Annotated in this window: 22 protein-coding genes; 8 read left to right on the forward strand and 14 right to left on the reverse strand. The window is 67.3% G+C overall.

What is annotated here, in order from left to right:
• The first annotated feature begins 85 nt into the window (after positions 1 to 85).
• Positions 86 to 1,684: an ABC-F family ATP-binding cassette domain-containing protein gene (locus AB0M15_RS37585; RefSeq protein ID WP_363830348.1), complete on the forward strand. Its 1,599-nt coding sequence runs from the start codon at positions 86 to 88 to the stop codon at positions 1,682 to 1,684.
• Positions 1,685 to 1,750: 66 nt separating this feature from the next.
• Here the strand turns inward: AB0M15_RS37585 and AB0M15_RS37590 are convergent, their stop codons facing one another.
• Positions 1,751 to 3,121, reverse strand: a complete 1,371-nt coding sequence (locus AB0M15_RS37590; protein WP_363830351.1) for a glycosyl hydrolase family 18 protein — start codon at positions 3,119 to 3,121, stop codon at positions 1,751 to 1,753.
• Between the two features lie 90 nt (positions 3,122 to 3,211).
• Positions 3,212 to 4,036: a hypothetical protein gene (locus tag AB0M15_RS37595; RefSeq protein ID WP_363830354.1), complete on the reverse strand. Its 825-nt coding sequence runs from the start codon at positions 4,034 to 4,036 to the stop codon at positions 3,212 to 3,214.
• 98 nt (positions 4,037 to 4,134) lie between these two features.
• Here AB0M15_RS37595 and AB0M15_RS37600 point away from each other — a divergent pair, with 98 nt between their 5' ends.
• The 5 genes from AB0M15_RS37600 (at position 4,135) to AB0M15_RS37620 (ending at position 7,697) form a co-directional block, all read left to right on the forward strand.
• Entirely contained in the window at positions 4,135 to 4,659 is a 525-nt protein-coding gene (locus AB0M15_RS37600; protein ID WP_363830357.1) for a CGNR zinc finger domain-containing protein, read from the forward strand.
• A 147-nt stretch (positions 4,660 to 4,806) separates the two neighbouring features.
• Positions 4,807 to 5,295: a hypothetical protein gene (locus tag AB0M15_RS37605; RefSeq protein ID WP_363830360.1), complete on the forward strand. Its 489-nt coding sequence runs from the start codon at positions 4,807 to 4,809 to the stop codon at positions 5,293 to 5,295.
• Positions 5,296 to 5,303: 8 nt separating this feature from the next.
• Entirely contained in the window at positions 5,304 to 6,512 is a 1,209-nt protein-coding gene (locus AB0M15_RS37610; protein WP_363830363.1) for a histidine kinase, read from the forward strand.
• Positions 6,513 to 6,543: 31 nt separating this feature from the next.
• The gene (locus AB0M15_RS37615; protein WP_363830367.1) at positions 6,544 to 7,179 is read left to right on the forward strand and encodes a response regulator transcription factor; all 636 of its coding nucleotides are present in this window, start codon (positions 6,544 to 6,546) and stop codon (positions 7,177 to 7,179) included.
• Positions 7,180 to 7,187: 8 nt separating this feature from the next.
• Positions 7,188 to 7,697: a GNAT family N-acetyltransferase gene (locus AB0M15_RS37620; protein WP_363830370.1), complete on the forward strand. Its 510-nt coding sequence runs from the start codon at positions 7,188 to 7,190 to the stop codon at positions 7,695 to 7,697.
• Here AB0M15_RS37620 and AB0M15_RS37625 read toward each other — a convergent pair.
• Positions 7,651 to 8,655, reverse strand: coding sequence for a cation diffusion facilitator family transporter (locus AB0M15_RS37625; RefSeq protein ID WP_363830372.1), 1,005 nt, complete (start codon positions 8,653 to 8,655; stop codon positions 7,651 to 7,653). The genes AB0M15_RS37620 and AB0M15_RS37625 overlap by 47 nt on opposite strands.
• The gene (locus tag AB0M15_RS37630) at positions 8,652 to 9,062 is read right to left on the reverse strand and encodes a metalloregulator ArsR/SmtB family transcription factor (RefSeq protein ID WP_363830374.1); all 411 of its coding nucleotides are present in this window, start codon (positions 9,060 to 9,062) and stop codon (positions 8,652 to 8,654) included. Before AB0M15_RS37630 ends, AB0M15_RS37625 begins: the two co-directional genes overlap by 4 nt.
• Positions 9,063 to 9,117: 55 nt before the next feature.
• Here AB0M15_RS37630 and AB0M15_RS37635 point away from each other — a divergent pair, with 55 nt between their 5' ends.
• Positions 9,118 to 9,540: a HutD family protein gene (locus AB0M15_RS37635; protein ID WP_363830376.1), complete on the forward strand. Its 423-nt coding sequence runs from the start codon at positions 9,118 to 9,120 to the stop codon at positions 9,538 to 9,540.
• Here AB0M15_RS37635 and AB0M15_RS37640 read toward each other — a convergent pair.
• The 3 genes from AB0M15_RS37640 to AB0M15_RS37650 form a co-directional block, all read right to left on the reverse strand.
• Positions 9,537 to 10,037 carry a GNAT family N-acetyltransferase gene (locus AB0M15_RS37640; protein WP_363830379.1) on the reverse strand — a complete coding sequence of 167 codons (501 nt, stop codon included), beginning with the start codon at positions 10,035 to 10,037 and terminating at the stop codon, positions 9,537 to 9,539. The two genes, AB0M15_RS37635 and AB0M15_RS37640, sit on opposite strands and share 4 nt — an antisense overlap.
• A gap of 13 nt (positions 10,038 to 10,050) precedes the next feature.
• Positions 10,051 to 11,238: an ornithine--oxo-acid transaminase gene (gene rocD / locus AB0M15_RS37645; RefSeq protein ID WP_363830457.1), complete on the reverse strand. Its 1,188-nt coding sequence runs from the start codon at positions 11,236 to 11,238 to the stop codon at positions 10,051 to 10,053.
• 151 nt (positions 11,239 to 11,389) lie between these two features.
• The gene (locus AB0M15_RS37650) at positions 11,390 to 11,548 is read right to left on the reverse strand and encodes a hypothetical protein (RefSeq protein ID WP_363830381.1); all 159 of its coding nucleotides are present in this window, start codon (positions 11,546 to 11,548) and stop codon (positions 11,390 to 11,392) included.
• A 224-nt stretch (positions 11,549 to 11,772) separates the two neighbouring features.
• On the opposite strand from AB0M15_RS37650, the gene AB0M15_RS37655 reads away from it, so the two are divergent.
• Complete coding sequence (locus AB0M15_RS37655) at positions 11,773 to 14,853, forward strand: hypothetical protein (protein WP_363830384.1); 3,081 nt, start codon at positions 11,773 to 11,775, stop codon at positions 14,851 to 14,853.
• Here the strand turns inward: AB0M15_RS37655 and AB0M15_RS37660 are convergent.
• The 7 genes from AB0M15_RS37660 to AB0M15_RS37690 form a co-directional block, all read right to left on the reverse strand.
• The gene (locus AB0M15_RS37660) at positions 14,805 to 16,967 is read right to left on the reverse strand and encodes a TIM-barrel domain-containing protein (RefSeq protein ID WP_363830386.1); all 2,163 of its coding nucleotides are present in this window, start codon (positions 16,965 to 16,967) and stop codon (positions 14,805 to 14,807) included. The two genes, AB0M15_RS37655 and AB0M15_RS37660, sit on opposite strands and share 49 nt — an antisense overlap.
• Positions 16,967 to 18,121 carry a glycoside hydrolase family 15 protein gene (locus AB0M15_RS37665; RefSeq protein ID WP_363830389.1) on the reverse strand — a complete coding sequence of 385 codons (1,155 nt, stop codon included), beginning with the start codon at positions 18,119 to 18,121 and terminating at the stop codon, positions 16,967 to 16,969. The genes AB0M15_RS37660 and AB0M15_RS37665 overlap by 1 nt, the downstream gene beginning before the upstream one ends.
• Positions 18,122 to 18,129: 8 nt before the next feature.
• Positions 18,130 to 19,386 carry a sugar ABC transporter substrate-binding protein gene (locus AB0M15_RS37670; RefSeq protein ID WP_363830392.1) on the reverse strand — a complete coding sequence of 419 codons (1,257 nt, stop codon included), beginning with the start codon at positions 19,384 to 19,386 and terminating at the stop codon, positions 18,130 to 18,132.
• A 20-nt stretch (positions 19,387 to 19,406) separates the two neighbouring features.
• Complete coding sequence (locus tag AB0M15_RS37675; protein WP_343974027.1) at positions 19,407 to 20,231, reverse strand: carbohydrate ABC transporter permease; 825 nt, start codon at positions 20,229 to 20,231, stop codon at positions 19,407 to 19,409.
• Positions 20,224 to 21,093 (reverse strand): sugar ABC transporter permease, encoded by an 870-nt coding sequence (locus AB0M15_RS37680; protein WP_363830396.1) that lies wholly within the window; start codon positions 21,091 to 21,093, stop codon positions 20,224 to 20,226. Before AB0M15_RS37680 ends, AB0M15_RS37675 begins: the two co-directional genes overlap by 8 nt.
• Positions 21,090 to 22,259, reverse strand: coding sequence for an ROK family transcriptional regulator (locus tag AB0M15_RS37685; protein ID WP_363830400.1), 1,170 nt, complete (start codon positions 22,257 to 22,259; stop codon positions 21,090 to 21,092). Before AB0M15_RS37685 ends, AB0M15_RS37680 begins: the two co-directional genes overlap by 4 nt.
• 120 nt (positions 22,260 to 22,379) lie before the next feature.
• Positions 22,380 to 22,835: a hypothetical protein gene (locus AB0M15_RS37690; RefSeq protein ID WP_363830403.1), complete on the reverse strand. Its 456-nt coding sequence runs from the start codon at positions 22,833 to 22,835 to the stop codon at positions 22,380 to 22,382.

A 22,835-nucleotide genomic window follows, 5' to 3' on the forward strand; every position in this document is an offset into this window, starting at 1 on the left:
TCATGGCTACTTGCCTCTGTGTCTAGCTGCGGACTCGCTTTCACGTCAGGAGTCTGTCCAGCAGTCATCACAGAAAGTAACCATTATGATCACCGTTCGCGGTGTAGATATTCGTGTCGGCGCCCAGTTGCTGCTCGCCGGCCTTTCGTTTCATGTCAGTCCGGGGGATCGGGTCGGTCTGGTCGGGCGTAACGGTGCCGGTAAGACGACGTTGATGAAGGCGCTCGCGGGTGAGGAGCGGGCGGCGGCTGGGAGCATCGCGGCCACTGGGTCCGTTGGGTACTTGCCGCAGGATCCGCGGGCTGCCGACCCCGCCATCAGCGTGACGGCGCGCATTCTGTCTGCGCGTGGGCTTGACGTTGCGGTGCAGAGGCTGCGGAAGGCCGAAGCGGTGATGAGCACGGCCGTCGGGGACGAGCAGGAGCGGGCGATGGGGGCGTATGCGCGCGCTGAGGCGCAGTTTCAGGCGGCTGGGGGTTATGCGGCCGAGGCGGAGGCGGCGAGGCTTGCGGCGGGGGTCGGGTTGCCGATCCGGGCGCTTGAGCAGCCGGTCGGGGAGTTGTCGGGTGGGCAGCGGCGGCGGGTTGAGTTGGCTCGGATTTTGTTTGCTGAGCATGAGACCTTGTTGCTGGATGAGCCGACCAACCACCTGGATGCCGATTCGGTGGGGTGGCTGCGGTCGTTTCTGCTCGGGTACTCCGGTGGGCTCGTCGTGATCAGTCACGACCGCGACCTGCTCGCCGCGACGGTCAACCGCGTGTTCCACCTGGACCCGCAGCGGACGACGATCGACATCCACAACACCGGCTGGAAGAAGTACCTGACCCAGCTGGAGCTCGACGAGCGCCGCCGTACCAGGGAACGCCACACCGCCGAGCGCAAAGCCGCCGTCCTCAACGCCCAGGCCGACAAGATGCGCGCCGGCGCATCGACCGCGATGGCCGCGAAGAACATGGCCAGGCGGGCCGAGAAGCTCCTCACCGACCTCGAGCCGGTACGCCGAACAGCCCGAGTAGCCAAAATCCGCCTACCCGACCCCGCACCCTCCGGCCGCACCCCACTCACGGCCAGCGGGCTGACCAAGTCGTACGGCGCATTGCAGGTGCTCAACGGCGTCGACCTGGCCGTCGACCGGGGCAGTCGTCTGGTCATCCTCGGCCTCAACGGCGCAGGCAAAACCACCCTGCTCCGAATCCTGGCCGGCCGCGAACAACCCGACAGCGGCCAGGTGGTGCACGGTCATGGGCTACGACTCGGCTACTTCGCCCAGGAACACGACACGCTCGACCTGGCCGGCACCGTCCGGCAGAACCTCTCAACAGTCGCCCCGGGGCTGACCGATGGCGAGGTACGCAACGTCCTCGGCTCGTTCCTCTTCACCGGAGACGACGCGGACAAGCCGGCCGGCGTACTGTCCGGCGGCGAGAAGACCCGGTTGGCCCTGGCCGGCCTGGTCCACTCGGGTGCCAACGTCCTGCTCCTCGACGAGCCGACCAACAACCTGGACCCGGCTTCACGCAAAGAAGTACTCGGTGCCGTAGGCAACTATCCCGGCGCCATCATCATGGTCACCCACGACGAGGGCGCCATCGAGGCGCTCCGGCCGGATCGCGTGCTGATTCTGCCGGATGCCACCGAGGATCTCTGGACCGACGACTACCTCGAGCTGGTGTCACTCGCCTAAAAAAGGTGTTACTCGCCCAGAGACAGAGGGCCCGCGCCGACCACCGGCGCGGGCCCTCGACAAACCTCAGCGACCTTGAAGCGACTTCACGTTGTCGCCGAAGGTCCAGCTCTTCGAGCCGTCCCAGTTGATCGACCAGGTCATCAGACCCTTGAGCTGGCCGTTGAAACCGTTCCACGCCTGCGAGACGAGCGACGGCGCCATGTACCCGCCACCCGCACCGTTCTGCGCCGGCAACCCAGGCACCTGCTTGTCATAAGGCACGCGGATCGTGACGCCCTGAATGACCAGCCCCGTGTTGAGGCAGGTCGTCTGCGCGACGAAGCCCTGCACGGTTCCCGCGGAGTACGAGTCGCCCGAGCAGCCGTACATGCTGCCGTTGTAGTACTGCATGTTCAGCCACCACAGCCGGCCGTTGTCGGCGTACTTCTTGATGATCGGCAGGTACGAACCCCAGATCGACCCGTAGGTGACGCTGCCACCGGTCACGTACGCCGTCTCCGGCGCCATCGTCAGCCCGAAGTTCGACGGCATCTGCGCCAGCACGCCGTCGATGATCCGGATCAGGTTGGCCTGCGAGGTGGACAGTTGGTTGATGTTGCCGCTGCCGGTGAGGCCGGTCTCGATGTCGATGTCGATACCGTCGAAGTTGTACTTCTTCAGCAGCGGCACCACAGTCGCCACGAACTTGTCGGCGACGGCGGACGAGCTCAGGTCGATACCGGCAGCAGCGCCACCGATCGACATCAGGATCGTCTGACCGGCTGCCTTCGCCGCGCACATCTCAGCAGGGGTGGCGACCTTCACGCCCGCGTCCATGCCGTCTTCCCACTTCACCGTGCCGTCGGACAGGATCACCGGGAACGCCGCGTTGATCACGTTGTACCCGTGCTGTGCGATCCGCGAGTCCGTGATCGGCGTCCAGCCGAACGGCGGGTGGACGCCGTTGGACGAGCCGTCCCAGTTCTCCCAGTACCCGTGCAGCACCTTCCCGGCCGGCCGCGACTTCACCGGACAGGTCGTCGACCCGGGCGGCGGCGTAGTAGGTGGCGTTGTGGGCGGAGTGGTCGGCGGCGTAGTAGGTGGCGTTGTGGGCGGGGTGGTGGGCGGAGTCGTAGGTGGCGTGGTCGGCGGAGTGGTCGGTGGCGCACCATCACAGGCGCCCAGATCGAGCCAGAGGGAGGCTGCCGCGACCGGGTTCCAGCCAGAGCCCGGCGGCGCGGTGTGCGCCTGCCGGGCCTGGTAGGTCCTGTTCTGGTACGTCACCTTCGAACCGACGGCGTAGGCAACCCCTTCGGCCCACGCGGGCGCAGTACAAGCAGCCTGTACCGCCGCCTGAGCCGACTGGCCGGCTTGGACAACCACCATCCCGGCCCCGGTGAGGAGTAACCCCGTAGTGATGGCACCCGCGAGCAAACTGCCGAGCCGTCGGTTCATGGCCACTCCGATCTAATACGCAAGGACCTTTCTTTTAGTCACGGTAGGGGTTGGGCCGACTGCCTGCCACGACATGTCGGAAACCCGCCATCAGCGCAGGCCGAGCTCCGAGCCGACCCAGGCGAGCCGGTCGTCCTTGGCCTGCTGGGTGAGGAAGTGGTCGGACTTCTCGTAGAGGCTGACCTTCGCGCCCGGTTTCGCCGCGCTGAAGGCGCCCCGTACCTCCGGCGTGACGAAGATGTCGCGGCCGGCCCACTGGAAGTAGACGTCGTGAGCGCGCGCGACATTGTCGACCGGATCGAGGCCGGCGAAAACCTTGCGGTAGGCAACGGCCTGGTCGGGCTCCAGTCCCAGCCAGTAGGTGTCGAACCAGTTGGCCCAGGTGGCATCGCCCGCCATGAAGACCATCGCGTGGGCGCGTTTGCCGATCAGCGACGCGTACATCGCGCCGTAGTCGTGTCCGATGACGGCGGTACGCCGTGAGTCGACCCCGTCTTGGGTAAGCAGTGCCTGGTACGCCGCTTCGACCGCCGCGAGCTGATTCGTCACCTTCACCCGGTCCGACTGGTCGCCAATCGGATCGCCGGCCCACGGGAACGTGAGCTGCGGCAGGATCGCCACCGCGCCCCTGCTCGCCAATGCGATCGCCTCGGACAGGAACTCGGTCCGGTTCTGCGTCGAGCTCGGCGGCTCGAACCAGTGCAGGTAGAGCGCCCCCGCCAGGCTCTGATGCTTCTTCGCCACCGGCCTGACCAGGTACGCCGTGACCGGCGCCTGCCCGTGCACCGGGATCTGGATGTCCGTCACCACCACCGGCTGCGGCTTGCTCGAATCCGTCACCGCCGACGACGCCCCGGCTGCCGCCACCCCCAGTAGCAGAGCCCCGATCATCGTGGCCACCGCGAGTCTTCTCATCGCCCACCCTCACAATCCATCAGTTGATAAACTCTCTTAACAACTGACGACCGTAGAGCGGCTGGGCCGGACGGTCAAGACGGTGGAGGATGTGCGGAATGAGCAGCGTGCCGGCGACCGACCCCTGGCTGGGGTTCGTGCTGGACCTCTGCAACACCTACGACCTGCTCGAGGATCCACCCGACCGGCTGACCATCCCGCTCGTCACTCGCCTCGCCGCCCACCACGAGCTCGCCGATCCCGGCCTGACCGAGGCCGACCTCGAGTCGGTGCGCGCGGTGCGGAACCGCCTCTACGAGGTCTTCGCCGAGGCCGACCCGCACGCGCAGTACGGCGTACTGAACGACGTTTTCACCGCGTATGGCGCCCAGCCGCGCCTGATCGCCGGTCCACGCCTCGCGGCGACAGGCGGCGCTGACCCAGTCGCGCGGTTGGCGATCTCAGCGGCGGACGCTCTGGCGAGAGCGGTCGCGGATGGTGCCGCCGACCGGCTCCGGACCTGTGCCGGCGACCCGTGTCGCTGCGTCTACGTCGACCGCACCAAGGCCAACCGCCGCCGCTACTGCTGCGAACTCTGCAACGACCGGATGGCCTCCGCCGCCTACCGCAGCCGTAAAAGCTAAGCGACTCTCAACCCATGGGTGGAGACCGGAGATCCATCCGGATCACACCTGCAGGCCGACGTAGCGGCGACCGATTCCGACGACTCTGGAGACATCCAGAACAGATAGGCGCCGGATCCCACCGGCCATCGTCGGAAGGACAGTGCAATGTCGGTCAACCTCCTGCTGGGCATCCTGATCGGGGCCTTGGTCGTGGTCCGCGTGATGGGCCGTCAGCTGCGCGGCTCGATGGTGACCCAGCGGTCGCTGGTGGTGATGCCGCTGGTCCTCGTGATCGTCGGCCTGCTCTCGGCCCGCGACGCCTTCAATACCGCGTCGGCCGGCGAGCTCGCCTTCTTCGTCTTCGACGTCGCCGTGCTGATCCTGATCGGCTTCGCCCGCGGTGCCAGCACCCAGCTGACGGTCCGCGACGGCGGCCTGCACCAGAAGGGCACCGCCGCGACCTTGGGGCTGTGGCTGCTGACCATCGGCATCCGCGTCGGCGCAGGCTTCGCCGGTGCGGCGATGGGCCTCAACGGCTCGCTCACCACAGCCGCCCTGCTGCTGACCTTCGGCCTGAGCATCGCCGCCCAGAACGTCGCCGTCTACCTCCGCGCCCAGCGCCTGCACATCCCGCTGGCAGCCGAACAGGCATGATGTTGCCCATGGCCATCCCGAACCGGTCGACCCCCGAACGCTCAGTGGGCGTTCGGGGGTCGGTCTCTGCCGGGTGGCAGCGGGTTGTCGACCTCTGGGGGTCGCCCGGCCTGACCAGGTTGCTGCGGCTGGTACCGGCGGTACTGGTGATCGTGGCGGTGACCGTCGCCTGGGACTCGCCGGAGGACCGGAAGTTGCCCTGGGCCCTCATCTTGGCGCTGGCAGCGGTCGTTGTCATCGGCAACTTGGTGATCATCGGGTATGGCGAGAAGTCGTCCGAACGCACCATCGGGCTGCTCGTCTTCGTGGTGGTCGGGTCGCTGCTCTGGTACGCACTGCCGAACAGTGTGCTGATCGTCCTGCCATTCTGGGCGGTCCGAGCTGCCGTGCGGTATCACCGACCGGGGCGCGGCGAGACCGTCGTCGTCGTGCTCGGCATCCTCGGCGCCAGCCTGCCGCTCCTCGCGACGGGACCGGTCAGCGGGGCGATCGGTATCGCGGTCGGCGTGGTCGCCCTGCTGCTGGCCTCCACCAATCGTCGCGCCCGGGAAGAGCAGTTGGATGAGCTGCAGGTATCGCTCGCCCGCAAGCAGGCTGCGATCGAGGAGCACAGTCGCGCCGCCGCGTTGGCCGAGCGCGCAAGGATCGCTCGCGACGTGCACGACGTACTGGCGCATTCGCTGGCCGGCTTGTCGCTCAACCTGCAAGGAGCGCGGTTGATGCTGGTGCGGGATGGCGCATCCCAGGAGGCGATCGAGCAGTTGACTCGCGCGCAAGGGCTGGCTGCCGACGGGTTGGCCGAGGCTCGTCGAGCGGTGGCGACGTTGCGGGAGGATTCGGTGCCTGACGCCCGGGCGATGGCCGATCTCGTCACCGCGTACCGGCTGGAGACGGGGAGCGAGGCGACGTTCGACCTCGAGGGGCAGTCGCGGGAGTTGGCGCCCGAGGCGATGGCTGCGCTGTATCGCGCGTTGCAGGAGGCCCTGACGAACACCCGCAAGCATGCGCCGGGAGCGCCGATCAATGTCGTACTCCGGTACGCCGACGCCCGCACCGTCCTCACGGTCGACGACCACCCCGGCAAGCCGCCGGCCCGGGCCGTCAGCGGGGGCTACGGTTTGCTCGGGATGCGCGAGCGGGCCGAGTTGATCGGTGGCAGCCTCGAGGTCGGGCCGACGGATGACGGGTGGCGGGTCGAATTGATGATACCGGGATGAGCGGGTGGCGGGATGAGTTGGTGATACCGGGATGAGCGAGTTGCGGGTGGTGGTCGCCGATGATCAGACGGTGGTGCGCGACGGGCTGGTGACGCTGCTGCGGTTGCTGCCGGGGATCGATGTCGTCGCTGCCGGGTCGGACGGGATCGAGGCGGTTGAGCTCGTTGCGGAGTACAAGCCAGATGTTCTGCTGGTGGATCTGCGGATGCCGCGCTGCGATGGGGCGGAGGCGACGCGGCGGGTGCGTACGGAGTATCCGGGCACTGAGGTGGTCGTGCTGACGACGTACAGCGATGACGATTCGGTGCTCGGCGCGCTCAAGGCCGGTGCGCGGGGATTCCTCACCAAGGACGCTGATGCGGAGTCGATCGGGCGCGCGTTGCATGCGGCCGCGGCCGGGCAGTCGATCATCGACGGTGAGGTGCAGCGACGGTTGATCGAGGCAACGACCGCCGTACCGGTGCCGCAGGAGTCCGATGGTCTCACCCCGCGCGAGCTGCAGGTCTTGCGGCTGATCGCGGCCGGACTGTCGAACACCGAGATCGCCCGCCGCCTGGTGGTCAGCGAGGCCACGGTCAAGACCCACATCAACCACCTCTTCGCCAAGGCGGGATTGCGCGACCGGGCTCAGGCAGTCGCCTACGCCTATCGCCTCGGTCTTGGTTAGATGGAGAAGTGAAGATTCGGCGGGCTGAGCTCAGTGACGTGCCGGCGGTTCTCGGGTTGCTCGACAAGGCGACCGAGTGGCTGGTCGCCGCCGGGCGAACCGATCAGTGGGGGACCGAGGCGCACTCGACCAATCCGCGGCGGGTCGCGCAGATCGAGGACTTCGCGTCGGGTGATGGGCTGTGGGTGGCCGAGCTCGATGGACGAGTGGTCGGTGCGCTGGCCGTCGGGGATGCGATGTCGTACGTCCCGCCGGCGACCGAGCCGGAGCTCTACATCCGCCTGCTGGTGACGGATCGCGCGCTGCAGGGCAGTGGCATCGGCACGGAGTTGCTGGATCATGCGCGGGTGCTCGCGCGCGGTCTCGGCGTCGAGTTGCTTCGGGTCGATTGTTTCGGTGGTGGTGATGGGGCACTGATCCGGTACTACGAGAAGCAGGGGTTCACTCGCGCGGAGCCTTTCGGCGTACCGGTCAGTGAGTCGGTCTGGCCGGGTCAGGTGCTGTTCCAGCGGCTGTGACTTCCACTGGCCGATGGACGACGCCGTGCGCGTCGCTGCAGTGAGCATCCTGTACGTCGCCTGACGCGTGGTCGACCTGGAGCGTCGAGTGGGTCAGGTGATGGCGGTCGGCGAGCAGCGTCTCGATCTGGCCGCGGATCAGGTGGCAGTCGAGGCCTTCGCTGACCAGGATGTGCGCCGATGCGGCCGGCTCGCCGGACGTGATCTCCCAGACGTGCAGGTCGTGCACCTCGACCACACCCGGTACTGCGCACAGCTCGGCGCCAACAACAGCCGGGTCGATGCCGGCGGGGGCGGCCTCGAGGAAGATGCGACCCGAGTCGCGGACCAGGCCGATGCCCGCCTTGAGCATCAGCGCGGCGACGATCAGGGCGGCGATCGCGTCGGCCCGGGCGAAGCCGGTGAGCAGGACGACGAGCCCGGCGATCGCGGTCGCGACGAAGGCGAAGAGGTCGTTGAGGATGTGCTGAAACGCGCCCTCGACGTTCAGGCTGGAGCGGTTCGCCTTGCTGATCAGCCAGGTGGCGATCAGGTTCACCACGATGCCGACGACGCCGGTGATCAGGACGAGCGCGCCTTGGACCTCGGGCGGGTGGATCATCCGGTTGACCGACTCGTACACGAAGAAGGCGGCGAGCAGCAGCAAGGTGATGCCGTTGGCCTGCGCCGACAGGATCTCGACCCGCTTGAGCCCGTACGTGTAGCCGCCGGCCGGCGGCCGCGCCGAGAGCCGGATGGCGATCAGCGCCAGCGCGATGGCGGCCGCATCGGTGAGCATGTGCGCCGCGTCGGTGATCAAGGCCAGCGACCCAGCCGCAAACCCCACGATCACCTCAGCTGCCATAAACGCCAAAATCAGCGCCAGCGCCCCACCCAGCAACTTCCGATCCGCATCCGCACCAACCCCATGCCCGTGCCCATGCCCGTGCCCGGCCGCCGTGTCGTGGTCGGTGGTCATTGGGTGCGCTCCGGGTGGATGGCGTCGGTGTGTTCGGTGTGGGCGACCGCGAGATCTACCAGCATCCGGACGTGGGCGTCGTCGAGGCGGTAGTACGCCATCCGGCCGTCCCGGCGCACGGAGACAACCCGGTGCGCCCGCAGCAAGCGCAACGCGTGCGAGGTGGCGGACTCGCTCATCCCCGTCACCGCGGCGAGATCGCAGACGCACAGTTCGCCGTCCAGCAGCGCGACCAGCAGCTTCAACCGCCGCGGATCGCCGAGCAGCCCGAACACATCGGCCGTATCGACGACATCCGCCTCAGAAGGCATCCTGGCGTGGACGGCCGCCACCCGCTCCGGATCGACCAGCCTGACGTTGCAGCTGTCGATCAGCGCGGGAGTTTGCACATCTGCAGAACTCTTCATACGTCCACTGTAGGCTATCGCTCCGTCTCCTGACCATCACCGAGAGGAGCATCACGTGGCCCGGATCCTGACGCCCGATACCGTCACCGCCGTCCCCTGGCGCAACGGAGCAGGCTCCACCCGGCAACTCGTCGACGACCTGGCCGGCTGGCGGCTCACCGTCGCCGACCTCGACCAGGACGCCACCTTCTCCGACTTCCCGGGCCTCGACCGGACCTTCCTCCCGCTCGTCGACGTAGTCCTCCGCATCGACGGCGACCGCCGCCCAGTGCCACGCGCCACCGTGATCGACTTCCCCGGCGAGGCGAGCGTCGCGGTCGAGCTGGTCGCCGGGCCTGGTCGTGCGGTGAATCTGATGACGGTTCGGGGCCGGTGCAGCGGCACGCTCACCGCGATCTCACGATCGGAGTGGGACCAGAATCAATCCGGACTGTTCGTCGATCTCGGCGAGGTGCTGGTCGAGGTGCGGGTGAGTTAGCCGAGCTTCAGCTCGTACTCGACCTGGGCGATCGCCTCGCCGTCACCGAAGTCGCGGGTGGTGGTCGCGCCCGTCTCAATGAAGCCCGATTTCGTGTAGAACCGGCGGGACTGGGGTGTGTCGCGCAGTGTCCACAGATGAATGCCATCGAAACCGTCGGCCCGCAACCGCCGCACCGTCTCGCTCATCAGTGCGGCCGCCACTCCGGTGCCCCAGCCATCCGGATGCCCGTAGAAGCTGTTGATCTCCGCGAAGCCCGCCCGGCTCGACGACGGCACCGACCAGGAGAACGCCAAGACGCGCCCGTCGACGGCGGCGACCATCACCAGCCCTTCCGGCGAAGCAACCCGGTCATGCCACCGCGCTAGCCTGGCTTCGACCTGCTCCACCGCGAACGACTCATCGAAGAACGGCGCATAAGCCGCCTCCCAAGAGGCCGCATGCACGATCCCGACCGCTTCACCATCAGTCGCCGCAGCTCGGCGCACCTCGATCATCTGTCCGCCCGTCTCAGCTCGCGAGTGCCTTGAGCGCCAGCGAGAGCCGCTCGGTCATCCAGTCCAGCTCGCCGGTCGTGATCACCAACGGCGGCGACAATCGGATCGTCGAGCCATGCGTGTCCTTCGCCAGTACGCCGTACTCGGCAAGCTTCTCGCACAACTCCCGCCCGCTCCCGAGCGCCGGATCAAGATCCAACCCCGCCCACAATCCGTGGACCCGCAGGTCGGCCAGCCCCTGCGCCCGCAGCGGCTCCAGTCGCTCGCGCAGCTCCGGCTCCATCGCCAGCGCTTGCGCCTGCAAGTCACCCGGCTCGAGCAGCTTGACCACTGCGCGCCCGATCGCCACCGCGAGCGGGTTCCCGCCGAACGTACTGCCATGCGTGCCCGGCGTGATCACATCCATCACCGCGCGATCGGTCACGACCGCCGACAACGGCATGATGCCGCCGCCGAGCGCCTTCCCGAGCACATATACATCCGGTACGACGCCCGCCCGCGAACTCGCGAAGGTCGCCCCGGCCCGCCCGAGCCCCGACTGGATCTCGTCGGCCATCATCAGCACCTGGTTGCTACACACCTCGCGAACCGCCGCCAGATACCCCGAAGGCGGTACGACGACGCCTGCCTCACCCTGCACCGGCTCGATCAGCACGGCGACCGTCGTCTCGTCGATGGCGGCCTCGAGCGCCGCCGCGTCGCCGTACGGGACCGACCGGAAGCCAGGCGTGTACGGCCCGTAGCTGTCATGCGCCTCGGCATCGCCGGAGAAGCTGATGATGCTGATCGTCCGGCCATGGAAGTTGCCATCAGCAACGATGATCGTCGCCTTGCCGTCGGGCACGCCCTTGACCAGGTATCCCCACCGGCGGGCCAGTTTGAGCGCCGTCTCGACCGCCTCGGCGCCCGAGTTCATCGGAAGTACCGCGTCCTTGCCGGACAACGCGGCCAGCTCGGCGCAGAACGGCCCGAGCTGGTCGTGGTGGAAGGCCCGGCTGGTCAACGTGACTCGCCCCAGCTGCTCGGTCGCCGCGGCGATCAGCGCCGGATGCCGATGCCCGAAGTTGAGTGCGGAGTAGCCGGCCAGGCAGTCCAGGTACCGCTCGCCGGATGTGTCGGTCACCCAGACACCGTCCGCTGTCGCGATGGTGACGGGCAGCGGGTGGTAGTTGTGCGCGCCGTAGCTGTTCTCCAGCGCCATCGGATCGGTCACGGATCAGCCTCTCGCTCGCAAACTCGGACGCCCAGAGCCTAGGGCCCAACCCGCCGCAAACCGACCCCACCTCTCAAATTGTCCGACATTCGGGCAATCTTTCACGACAACTCCAGCACCAGACACGGCTGCGACCAAGTCACCCCACCCGGGCCGGGTTCTTCGCCAGGTAGGCGGCGTCGATCGTCTGCTCCGTGACCATCGCCCGGTGCTCACCGTCGTAGGCCGCCGAGGTTCTCGTCAGCTGGGTGAGCACCGGTCCGTCCGCCGCGACGGCGGCTCTCAAGGTCAAGGTCACGGTGGCATCATATGCGACTCGATCGCAAAAAGAGACCACGACCAGTCCTCCGGGAGCAAGCAGTTGTCCGGATCTTTCCAGCACGAGCCCTTGTCGGTGACAGCGGAGTGTGCAGCAATGTAACTAGATGTAATCGTGCCGGCCGTGGGGGCGAATGGGCAATGACAGCGGTGGGGGAAGCAGAAGCAGCAGGGGAAACACCGGAACCCGCTGACTTCCGGTGGGTGGGGGCGGTCCTGGCCGGGCTGACGGCGGTCTGGCTGATGATGAACGAGGTCAGCCTGCTGGCGCGGGGGTTCCTCGCCGAGGGCGGCTCGTCGTGGTCGTTCAACGGGATGAGCGGGCCACTGGCCGTCAAGCAGTACGACCTCTGGCACCTCAAACTGACCGGCGAGCAGCTGAACGACTGGTTGCCCTTGCTGGCCATCTATCTGGTGCTCGACCTCGTCTTCATCGCCATCTACGTGCCCGCGCTGCGACGGTTCGTCGCCACGGGGCCGGTGCTGGTACTGGCTGGGCTCGACGTGGTGGAGAACATCCTCACGTACTGGCTCGGCAGCCAGCGCTGCGACGCGGGCGACTGCGTGCCGGCCGCCTCCGCGGTCGTCCTTGCGGTGATCACGGAGCTGAAATGGCTGGCTTTCCTCGCCGTCCTCTTCTTCCTGGTCCGCGATCACTGGCAGACGATCAAGGCCGCAGTGCCGCGGATCCGCCGGGCATTGTGGATCCAGCGCTTCAGCCTGCTCGCGTTCCTGCCGCTCGGCCTGCTCGCGATCGTGCCCGGTACCGACGTGCTCGACCAGCTCCCAGATGTCCAGCGCCGATGGCTCGACAACGGTACCGGCGTCGGCCAGGCGCTCATCGCCGCTTTCCTGTATTACACGGTGCTGCTGCCCGCGATCTTCCTGCTCGGACGACTCCGTGCCGACTGGGCCGTCCGGCGAGTCTCGGGCGATAGCTACCACTGGCCGTTCTACAGCCAGGACGGGAAGAAGCGACGCCAGAACCTGATGCTCTGGGTCATCGGGCCGATCCTGCTGCCGGTGATCGCAGTCGTGGTCGCGGTGTCCGGCCAAGGCGAGGTGTTCAAGCGGCGGCTGGTCGTGTTCTGCCTGATTCCCCTGCTGGTGCTGGGGTTGTCGCACCTGCTGCGGGACAAGTCCGGCGTGCATCCGAAGGCGTTGCGGCCGGTCGGCAGCTGGTTCCCGCGGGACGTGATGATCGCCGGCGACATGATTTCGGTGACCGCCGTGTCGTTGGGCGGTCTGGGAATGGTTCGTGCCTTTGCTGCTCTGGCGGCCGGCGATGCGGTCGGGCTCTTCGATTCGTCGTACGCCGTGCATCCGGCGGTGGCGCTCGTGACCGGTGTGGTGCTGGCCGTCGGGACCTGGCTCGTCTCCTGGCCGGTGCTCAAGGCAATCAAGAGCTGGGGGCAATCGGGGACGAAGGGCGTGCTCGGTTGGTATGGGCGGATCGCGACGCCTGGCGTGAATCCGAGCGGCACGACCGCGGTCGACGTGGCGCCGCGGAGCAAGGTCCGGGCTGGGTTCGTGCTTGGCGCCAGTGCGGCGATTCTGCTGCTGGGGTCGTTCCCTCGTCGGTTCGCTGACGTGCTCGGCGTACTGGCGTCGACGTTGCTCGCGTTGGCGACCTTGGTGATTCTGATCGGGGTGATCGTTGCCTATGCGCAGGAACGGCAGCCGCCGGAGATCTTCCAGACCAAGTGGTTGCGACTGCGCGCGACGCCGATCATCAGCCTGCTGGTCTTCGCGATGGTGGCGACCGCGCTGATCGGTGGCAAGACCGAGGTGCATCCATTGACGGCCACTGCTGCGCTGCCTGATCGGCCGAGCATGCAGGAAGTGTTCGATGCGTGGGTGGCTCAGCCGGGGTGCACTGCGCCGTTGGATGGTGCGCTCAAGTTGCGGCCGATGATGATGGTTGCCGCGGAGGGCGGTGGCATCAGGGCGACGTACTGGACTGCTTCTGCTCTTGAGAGGCTCAGTACGTCGGGGACTGGGTGCGCCAAGAATTCGGTGCTGTTCTCGGGTGGGGCTAGTGGCGGCGCGTTCGGCCTGACCGTTGCGCGGTACACGGACAAGCCGTTGGGGGCGGTCAAGGCGATGGCGGGGCATGAGGCGCTCGGCGCGGCCACGATCTCGCTGATGTCCAGTGATCTGCTGGCGAGTATGGCGGGGCTGCGGTTCGATGCGGCCGCGGAGTACCGGACGCCGTCGCGGCAGCCGCTGGATCGGGCGGGGTTGATGGAGACGGCTTGGGAGCGGAAGGTTCCTGAGCTGCGCCGGCACTTCCTGCCGGACGACGGTAAGGCCGACGGGGCGATGACCGGGCAGCTCATTCTGACGACCTCGGCGGTTCGCGATGGGTGCCGGGCGCTGGTGAGTCAGGTCGATCTGAGCGACGGAGCCCGTACTGCGGATGGCGCACCGGTCTGTGGAGCCGGGGTGGCCGGGGCGCACGACTATGACCTCTTCGCGGAGTACGGCCGTACTGCGGAACGCTCCGACTCGGGCTGTCTCGGCAACCCGCAAGCACTGACTGCTGGACTGCTGGCGTCTCGCTTCCCGTATGTGACGCCGTCGGGGGTCGTGGGCCGTTGTGGTGATCTCAAGGCGGCGCAGTTGGTGGATGGCGGGTACACGGACAACACGGGGATCGGCACGATCGTCGACCTCGCGCCGTCGTGGGGTGCTGTCGTCCGCTCGCACAACGACAAGGTGCTTGCCGATGGCACCGGTGAGGTCATCGTGCCGCTCGTCGTCTACATCGAGAACGGCACCGGCAAGGACTACAGCGTCGGCAACGACGACCCGGTCGACGGCATCGGCAACACCTTCAAGCCCGGGACGAACCTGCCGGCCGTACCGGAGTTGTTGGTGCCACCGGCAACCAAACTCATCTCGGCCAAGGAGGACGGCACGAACGACCGGGCGCTGCTCCGGGAAGCCCGGGCAGCCGCGATCGCCCAGCTCTGCACAGAGTCGTCCGCGTGCGCCACGCTTCGCTCGGACCTACCCAACCTCGTCTACGCCATCAGCCAGAGCACCCAGCCGTCCCTGTCCGCCCCGCTCGGCTGGACGCTCTCGCGATCCAGCCAGAACGACCTGGACATGGACCTGGAGTTGCAAGCCGAGAAGCAATGCGGTCCCGGCTGCCCCGGCTACGGACCCTCAAGGACCTCATCACCACGCTGGGGCAGAACCCTGACGCATGAGCGGCCCTGCCCGCGCGCGGATCAGCTGAAGATGGCGGCGAGGGTGGGCCAGCGGTCTGCCTTGCAGTAGACGGGGACGAGCTCCAGGGGGACGTCGCGGGTGACCAGGCCGGGTTGGACTGGGGCGCCCGTCCAGGCGTCGATCCAGTCGCCTTCCGGGAGGTACGTCGTCCAGGTGGTTGCGCCCGGCTCGAGGACCGGGTTGATGAGGAGGTCGTTGCCGAGGAGGTATTGATGGGGGTGGTTCCAGATCTCCTCGTCGGTGGGGTGGTCGAAGAAGAGGGGGCGCATGAGGGGGCGGTCGGTGGTGATGGTGTGGGCCGCCTGTTCGGTCAGGTACGGGACCAGGCGTTCGCGGAGTTCGGCGTACTGGCGGAAGAGCGGGACGATGCGCTCGTCGCCTGTGGTTTCGGCGACGTGCCACGGGGTGCGGTCGCGGAGCGGGAGTTGGTGGTGGTTGAACTCCGAGTGGTACTGCATGATCGGCATGAAGACCGAGGCTGCGGCGGCACGGAGGTACAGCTCGGCGTCGGGGACCGGGCCGGAGAAGCCGGCTAGATCCCAGCCCCAGTAGACGATTCCGCAGGAAGCGGCGGAGAGCCCGGCCGTCACCGAGGCGCGGAATGCTTCCCAGGTAGAGTCCTCGTCGCCGGCCCAGAAGATGCCGTGCGCCTGCGATCCGGTGAACCCGGCGCGCGAGAAGGTGACCGGTGCCTTGCCCACCGAGCGGAGGAGATCACCGAAGGCGCGGGCGTAGTGCACCGGGAAGAGGTTGTTGCCCTCGTCGCCCCGCTTGCCGTCCGCGTACTGGAGATCGTGTCCCCAAGCATGCTCGCCACCGTCGGTCTTGAAGCCGTCCACGTCGAGGTCGTCGACGAGATAGCGCCGCTTCTCGGTCCACCAGTCGCGGGTGCGCTGGGTGGAGAGGTCGGGCATCAGCGCTTGGGGGAACCACCAGCCGCGGTTGTGGTACGCCGTACCGTCCGCCTCCAGTACTGCGTGCCCGTCGCGGACCATCGCTTCCGCGTCGGCCGCGACCTGGCCAGTGCTGAACTCTGTCTTCTGCAACGGAATCTGCCACAGGATCACCTTGATCCCACGGTCGTGCAGCTCATCGATCATCGCCTTCGGATCAGGCCAGGCCCCATCCGCCCGATACTCGAAGTCTCCGGCGCTGTGTGCTTTCCCATCCGCGTTCACCTCATACCGGGCATCCCGCCAGATGGTGATGCCCTCCTCATCACTCCAGGCCTCGATCACCACCGCCCCCACCGGGATGGACAGATCTCGATGCGCATCCATCCGCGCCATCACCAGCTCCTGGGTATTCCACTCGTTCCCCGAAGCCCACAACCGGAACACCCACTCCGGCAGCTCCTCAGCCCGCCCCACCTCATCCAAAAACTGCTTCAGTACTACGTCGGCCGACCCCTCATAGATCCCCAGGTCAACCACCGCCTCGTCGCCCAGAGCAACCTCGACCACGAGCTTGTCGCCCTCCGTCGAGTACCAGGTCCGCCGCGAGGTCCGCACATGGAACCCCCACCCGGCCCCACCCACCACATGCGCAAACGGCATCGGCAGGTACGTCCGTCCATGCACCCCCTGCGATTTGTACTGCTCGAACACCACCGCATCCAACTGCTTCCCCCGCTGATCCAAGGAGTCATACCGCTCCCCGAACCCCACGAGGTGCTCGCCATCAGCAAGCGGCAGACTGAACCGAGCCCGGTGCACCCCTTGCGAGGACGTCAGCCACTCAACCCCACTCACCCGATCCCCACCGCCCCGCAGCACTCCACCGTCCGACCCCCAAGTCGCCGGCGAAACCTCAAACCACTCCGTGCTCTGTTCAGTGTCACCAAAAGCGTGGAAGCGGTACTTGACCGGGGCAGTCAGCGGTGGCGTGACTACCGACCAGCCGCCGTCGCCGCCCAGCGCGCCGGCCTGAGCTTCTGCCAGATGGCCTTCGCCTCCCGCGAGCGCCGCCGCGTCAGCGGCGTTCGCCTCGGTTGGTGACAGGACCAGTTCGGTGGAGCCCCACTCGCACACCACCCGGGTGATGTCGGGGGACACAACGACGCCGAGATGGACCTGTTGGCCAGCGAGGGGTTGGACGGGGATGCGTTGGTCGGGGGAGGTGGCGTAGGGGTGTTCGATGCCGTGCGGACGGTGGGTGAGCATCAGGCGTCCTTGCTTTCGAGGTAGTCAGCGATGGTGAAGCCGAGTTCGTCGGCGAGGATCAGGTACATGCCGTGGGACCAGAGCAGCGGGCTGGCGACCGTTCCCCAGCGGGCTACCCACTCGTTGCGGGAGCCGGGGTGCAACAAGTGATGCGGGACTTGTTCGGGAAGGTCGCCGTGTTCGTCTACCTGGTCGGCTATCCAGCGGAGGTGCTTCAAGGCGCCAGCGGTGTCGCCCGCAGCGGCTAGGTTCCAGCCGAGGAGGGCGGACAGCAGGATCCACTGCCCGCCGCCGTAGAAGACGTCGGCGGTGAAGCGATGCACCCCACCGTCGAAGTCCAGATCCTTGGCAACGGCCGCCCGCGTCATGGCCGCCAGCGAGTCGTCGGGTGAGACCAGACCGAACGGCACGATGCACGCCGGCAGCGAGCCGTCGACCGCCGAACTGCCGAGCCACTTCACCAGATGACCGTCGACGATCCCCTCCGCCGTCACCAGCGAACGGATGTCGGCGGCGACCTTCAACGCCGCCGCCGACCAGGGCGCCGACCGCAACGACGAGCAGGTGCCGACGGCAACCAATCCACCATGGATCGCGCCGAGCGTCGACACGTGCCGGTGCTCGACGTGCTCCTCCCACCAGTCGTAACAAGGCCGATCCCAAAACGCGACCAGGTAGTCGACCGCGACATCGATCCCCTCCCGCCACCGCGCCAGATCGAGCCCATGCCGCGCCGCGTGAGTGACCACCGACCACAGCCACATCCCGTAGCCATCGGTCTGGAAGTCCCACCAGGGATCCGACCCGTCCTCACCGTCGAAGGTGAACCGCGTCGGCAGCATCGCCTCGTTCGACGGCACCTCACCCCGGGCGAGTGCCGCGCGCAGGTCGTCCACCTGCCCGCGGCGACGCCGCAGTACGCCATCGACCCAGTCGTGGAACCGGCCGGCGGACGCGACATCGCCGTACCGGGAGATACCCTCCGCGGTGAACGAGCCGTCGCGCAGCCACGCATACCCCTTGTACGCCGAGAACGTCGGCGAAGCGGGATAGGCACCGCCGGCATCCTGGTGCTGAGTGATGACGGCGTGACTGTGCTCGGCGAGCGCCCGCAGCCGGGTCAGCTCTTGCAGGTCAGGGGCGGGAGAGATCATCGGTTCCTTCACTTCTTGAGCAGGCCGTTGACCTTGGTCTGGGCATCCGCGAGGGCCTTCTCGACCGGCTTGCGACCGGCCGCGGCGGACGTCAGCTCAGCGGTGACCAGATCCTGCATCTCCTGCTGACGCTCGATCACCGGCGGCAGTACGGTCGCCTCCAGTGCGGAGAACACGGCCTTGCGGTTGGCGGGCTTCTTCTGGTCGAGGTACGGCGCGAGCTTGGCCTCGTCAGCGACCGGCGGCAGCTCCCACGAGGTCGCGAGCCGGGTCTTCGTGGTGTCGTCCGAGGAGGCCAGGAAGGTGACCCACTTCTGCGCGGCGTCGGCGTTCTTCGAGGCGGCCGACACGACCAGCCCGTTCACGAACATCGCGGACGCCTTCTTGGTGTTGCCCGGCTCGACCACGACGTCCCAGTCGAACGGCGCCTCGGCCATCGCGCTGAACATCCAGATCCCGGTGTGCCACATCGCGAGCTTGCCCGACTTGAACAGCTTCGAGTCGAAGTCCGGCGTACCGGCGCCGTCGGCCTCGGTCGGCATCGTCTTGCCGACCTTGTCGATCAGGAACTTGGCCGCCTCGACACCGGCCGGGGAGTTGAAGGTGGCCTCGGTCCGGTCGGCGTTCAGGAACTCGCCGCCGTTCTGCGCGAGCACCTTGTAGAACTCGTTGTACGAGACCGGCTGGTAGTCACCCCAGACCTTCGCGCCCTTGTCCGTCAGCTTCGCCGCGGCGGCCTGCTCGTCCTTCCACGTCCACGCGTCCGTCGGCTCGGCCACGCCGGCCTTCTTGAACAGCGCCTTGTTGTAGAACAGCACGACGTTGGAGAACGACTCCGGTACGCCGTACTGCTTCCCGCCGTCGTCGAACGCGTCGACCAGCGACTTCTTGTACGCCGCCGTGTCCACGTCCTTGAGCTCGGCCAGCGAGCCGTTCTTCGCGTACGTGACGAAGTTCTCGTAGTTGAGTTCGAAAGCGTCGGCCGCGGTGCCACCAGCAACCGAGGTCTGCAGCTTCGTGAAGTAGTCCGCGTAGGGAACCGTCTCGACCTGGACGGTGATGTTCGGGTTGGCCGTCTGGAAGGCGTTGACGATCGCCGTCAGGTCCTTCTCGTGGCCGTCGTTGGAGGAGAAGTTCATGTACCGGACGACGCTCTTGCCCTCCGGTGCGGCGGCGTCCTTGGTCGCGGAGCCCTGCCCGCAGGCTGTCAGCGTGAGTGCGAGGGCGGCGGTCAGTCCGAGCCCGACGGTCTTGAGATGGCGCATGGCGGTTTCCTTTACTCTCTTTACTTGATGCCGGTGTGGGCGACACCGGCGATGATGTGGCGCTGCGCGAGCAGGTACACGATGGCGATCGGGACGATCGAGACGACGGAGCCCGCCATCACGACGTCCCACTGAGTGGTGAACTGGCCCTGCAGGGTGGACAGGCCGAGCGGCAGTGTCATGAACTCCGGCGACCTGATCACCACCAGCGGCCAGAGGAAGCTGTTCCAGCTGCCCATGAACGCGAACACGGCGACGGTCGCGAGCGCGGGCCGGATCAGCGGCAACACGATCGTGGTGAAGATCCGCAGATGGCCGGCGCCGTCGATGGTGGCCGCCTCGTCCAGCTCCATCGGTACGGCGGTGACGGCCTGGCGGAGCAGGAACACCCCGAACGCCGACGCGATCGTGGGCGCCAGCAGGGCGAAGTACGTGTCCTGCAGGTTGAAGGTCTTCATCTCGATGAACAGCGGTACGACGAGCACCTGCAGCGGCACCATCAGCGTCGCCAGGTAGAAGCCGAACACGACGTTCTTCAGCGGGAAGTGCAACCGGGCGAACCCGTACGCCGCCATCGAACCGGTGATCAGCTGGAGCACCGTCGACGCGATCGCGATGCCGAGCGAGTTGACGATGATCCGCCAGATCGGGATCGCGTCGACCAGCGTCCGGTACGCGTTGAGCGTCGGGTTGTCGACGACCAGCTTGGGGCCGTCGGCCAGTGAGCCCTCCGGGGTGATCGACGTGATCACCGTCCAGAGGAACGGGAACAACATGATCGCGGCACCGGCCAGCACGGCGGCGTACAGGGCGATCTTCGCGGGGAGGGATCTGGTGTCACGCATAGTGCACCCACCGGCGCTGGCCGCGGATCTGGAAGACGGTGATCAGCAGGATGACGGCGAACAGGATCCAGGACAGTGCGGACGCTTCACCAGCGCGTCCGTACCGGAAGGTCAGGTCGTAGATCTGCCCGACCACCACCTGACTGGAGCCCTGCGGGCCGCCACCGGTCATCACGTAGACCTGGTCGAAGACCTGGAAACCGTTGATCAGGGAGATCACCACCACGAAGAAGGTCGACGGGGAGAGCAGCGGGAGAGTGACCCGCCAGAAGCGCTGCCAGGCGCTCGAGCCGTCCACCTTCGCGGCCTCGTAGAGGTCGGACGGGATGGCCTGCAGACCAGCGAGCAGGATGACCATCACGAAGCCGAGGTCCTTCCAGGCCGAGCTGAGGATGACGGCGGGAAGCGCCCAGTGCGGGTCGGTCCACCAGCCGGGTTCCGGGAGGCCGACGGCGCCGAGCACCTGGTTGACCAGGCCGTTCGTCGGGTTGAGCAGCCACTTCCAGACCAGCGCGACGACGACCCAGCTGGTGACGACGGGGAGGAAGTAGGTCGCCCGCAGGAACGAGCGGCCCTTGAGCTTCTGGTTGAGCGCTAGTGCGAGGCCGAGCCCACCGGCGTACACGATCGGGAGGTAGCCGGCGACGTAGATCAAGGTGTGCAGGAAGACCCGGCGGGTGTTCTCGTCGGTCAGCAGGTTCGTGTAGTTGCCGAGGCCGACCCACTCCATCGGCGAGATCAGGTTCCACTTGTGCAGGCTCACCCACAGCGAGGAGACCATCGGCACCAGCGTGAAGACGAAGAGCGGGATCGTGCTGGGCAACAGGAAGAAAAGGACCCAGCCGAGATTCTTCCGCTTCATCGCGTTTCCAGCCGGGCGCGGACGAGGCGGCTTTGCTCGCCGCCGTTCCCGGCCGAGTCGAACGGGGAGCTCAGGACCAGCGACGCGGCGCCGCGGGCCCACTGGTCCTCCGTCCACGGCTCCACCACCACTGGTACCGCGCGCCGGGCCGGTAGCAACGATCGCCGGAACGACGGCTCGAACCCGGTCTGCCAGAACTCCCATCCGTCCACTCCCTCACCCATCAGCACGACGACCTCGGGGTCGACCGTGTGGATCACGCCGGCGAGCGCTCGACCGAGCATCCCGCCGGCTTCCTCGAAGATCTGCTGTGCGGCGTCATCGCCGGTCGTTGCTGCCCGCAACAAGGTGGCGAGGGTGCCGCGCGGGCCGATCGCCTTGCGGGCGCGGGCGGTCCGGGCGATGCCTTCCGCGCCGATGTACGCCTCGAGGCAACCGGTCGAGCCACAGGTGCAAGGCGGTTGCTCGCTACCGGGTGACCAGACCGGGATGTGCCCGATCTCGCCGGCGCCTCCGTTGGCGCCTCGGTAGATGCCACCGTCGACGACGATGCCGCAGCCGATACCGCGCCCGATCGTGACGACCAGGTACGACGAATGGTCACGCCCGATCCCGTACAACCGCTCGGCGGCGGCCAGCGTGTTCACGTCGTTGTCGACGAGCACCGGCGTCCCGATCGCTGTCCGCAGCACCGGCCCGACCTGCGCCGCCCGCCAACCGAGCGTCGGTGCGTCCACGATCCCCGACGCCTGCGAGTCCACAGCCCCCGGTACGCCGACGCCCACGCCGAGCAGCCGGTCGTCGAGCTCGGCCACCTGCTTGGCCAGGATCTGTCCCAGCCGCTCGATCGCGTCCACGGCGGTGGGGTCGTACTCGAGCTCGGTCGACGAGCGGACGGTCCCGTCCAGTTCGACGGTCACCACCGCGACGTGATCGGCGGTCACCTTGGCGCCGAGCGCGACCCCCGCGTCGGTGACCAGCCCGAGCAGCCGCGCCGGACGGCCGCCTTTGGACGGTACCGACTCCAGCTCCTCGATCAGCCCGCGGGCGATCAGGTCCTTGGTCACCTGAGTAACCGTCGCCGGGCTCAACCCGAGCCCCTTGGCGATCTCGGTCCGCGAGGTCGGCCCCTGGGTTCCCAGCAACCCGACGATCCCCGACGGCACCAGATCGCCCCTGGGAATCGGACCCTGTCCACTCGCCACATCTGCTCCCGACTTACTTCGCCACTAAATTTAGCCAAAAAGTAAGCCTCCGGCGAGAGCCTGTCAAGAGTCCGGATCCGGTCAGCCCCGAGACAGCAACCCCCGGGTCAGGCCGAACAGCCAGGTCACGAGCGCGGCCGAGACCAGACAGAGAGCCGCCGCGGTCACCCCGAACTCCCGGGCGATACCGGCCACCTGTGCGAAGATCCCCAGCACCGACAGTACGAAGACCGTCACTCGCTGCAGAACCACCAGCCCGATCACCGCGATCCCGATCACCGTGACCACGGCCGACGCCGTGATCGTCCGGGAGGCCTGATCGGCCGGCAACCGCGTCGCCAGGTCCATCAGCGTCCAGGTCGCGGCCAGCAGGATCAGCCACAGCCCGATCAGTGGCCCGGTTGCGCTGCGGGCAGTGAGCATCGCCTTACCGACCCGGAAGCGTGGCATTCCCAGGCGTCGTGCGATGAACAGGTAGATACCGATCAACATGGCCAACGGCAGCAATGCCGCTACCAGCGCGGAGATCGCATCCAT

The sequence above is a fragment of the Kribbella sp. NPDC051718 genome (assembly GCF_040681515.1).
In the GTDB taxonomy this organism is placed as follows: domain Bacteria; phylum Actinomycetota; class Actinomycetes; order Propionibacteriales; family Kribbellaceae; genus Kribbella.

Excerpts from the sequence above, each read along its gene's own strand:
- AB0M15_RS37590 (WP_363830351.1), bottom strand. The coding sequence starts at position 3,121 with ATGAACCGACGGCTCGGCAGTTTGCTCGCGGGTGCCATCACTACGGGG.
- AB0M15_RS37640 (WP_363830379.1), bottom strand. The coding sequence starts at position 10,037 with ATGATCGAGGTGCGCCGAGCTGCGGCGACTGATGGTGAAGCGGTCGGG.
- AB0M15_RS37585 (WP_363830348.1), top strand. The coding sequence starts at position 86 with ATGATCACCGTTCGCGGTGTAGATATTCGTGTCGGCGCCCAGTTGCTG.
- AB0M15_RS37600 (WP_363830357.1), top strand. The coding sequence starts at position 4,135 with ATGAGCAGCGTGCCGGCGACCGACCCCTGGCTGGGGTTCGTGCTGGAC.
- AB0M15_RS37670 (WP_363830392.1), bottom strand. The coding sequence starts at position 19,386 with ATGCGCCATCTCAAGACCGTCGGGCTCGGACTGACCGCCGCCCTCGCA.
- AB0M15_RS37605 (WP_363830360.1), top strand. The coding sequence starts at position 4,807 with ATGTCGGTCAACCTCCTGCTGGGCATCCTGATCGGGGCCTTGGTCGTG.
- AB0M15_RS37625 (WP_363830372.1), bottom strand. The coding sequence starts at position 8,655 with ATGACCACCGACCACGACACGGCGGCCGGGCACGGGCATGGGCACGGG.
- AB0M15_RS37665 (WP_363830389.1), bottom strand. The coding sequence starts at position 18,121 with ATGATCTCTCCCGCCCCTGACCTGCAAGAGCTGACCCGGCTGCGGGCG.
- AB0M15_RS37660 (WP_363830386.1), bottom strand. The coding sequence starts at position 16,967 with ATGCTCACCCACCGTCCGCACGGCATCGAACACCCCTACGCCACCTCC.
- AB0M15_RS37615 (WP_363830367.1), top strand. The coding sequence starts at position 6,544 with ATGAGCGAGTTGCGGGTGGTGGTCGCCGATGATCAGACGGTGGTGCGC.
- AB0M15_RS37690 (WP_363830403.1), bottom strand. The coding sequence starts at position 22,835 with ATGGATGCGATCTCCGCGCTGGTAGCGGCATTGCTGCCGTTGGCCATG.
- AB0M15_RS37680 (WP_363830396.1), bottom strand. The coding sequence starts at position 21,093 with ATGAAGCGGAAGAATCTCGGCTGGGTCCTTTTCTTCCTGTTGCCCAGC.
- AB0M15_RS37595 (WP_363830354.1), bottom strand. The coding sequence starts at position 4,036 with ATGAGAAGACTCGCGGTGGCCACGATGATCGGGGCTCTGCTACTGGGG.
- AB0M15_RS37675 (WP_343974027.1), bottom strand. The coding sequence starts at position 20,231 with ATGCGTGACACCAGATCCCTCCCCGCGAAGATCGCCCTGTACGCCGCC.
- AB0M15_RS37630 (WP_363830374.1), bottom strand. The coding sequence starts at position 9,062 with ATGAAGAGTTCTGCAGATGTGCAAACTCCCGCGCTGATCGACAGCTGC.
- AB0M15_RS37610 (WP_363830363.1), top strand. The coding sequence starts at position 5,304 with ATGGCCATCCCGAACCGGTCGACCCCCGAACGCTCAGTGGGCGTTCGG.
- rocD (WP_363830457.1), bottom strand. The coding sequence starts at position 11,238 with ATGGCGCTGGAGAACAGCTACGGCGCGCACAACTACCACCCGCTGCCC.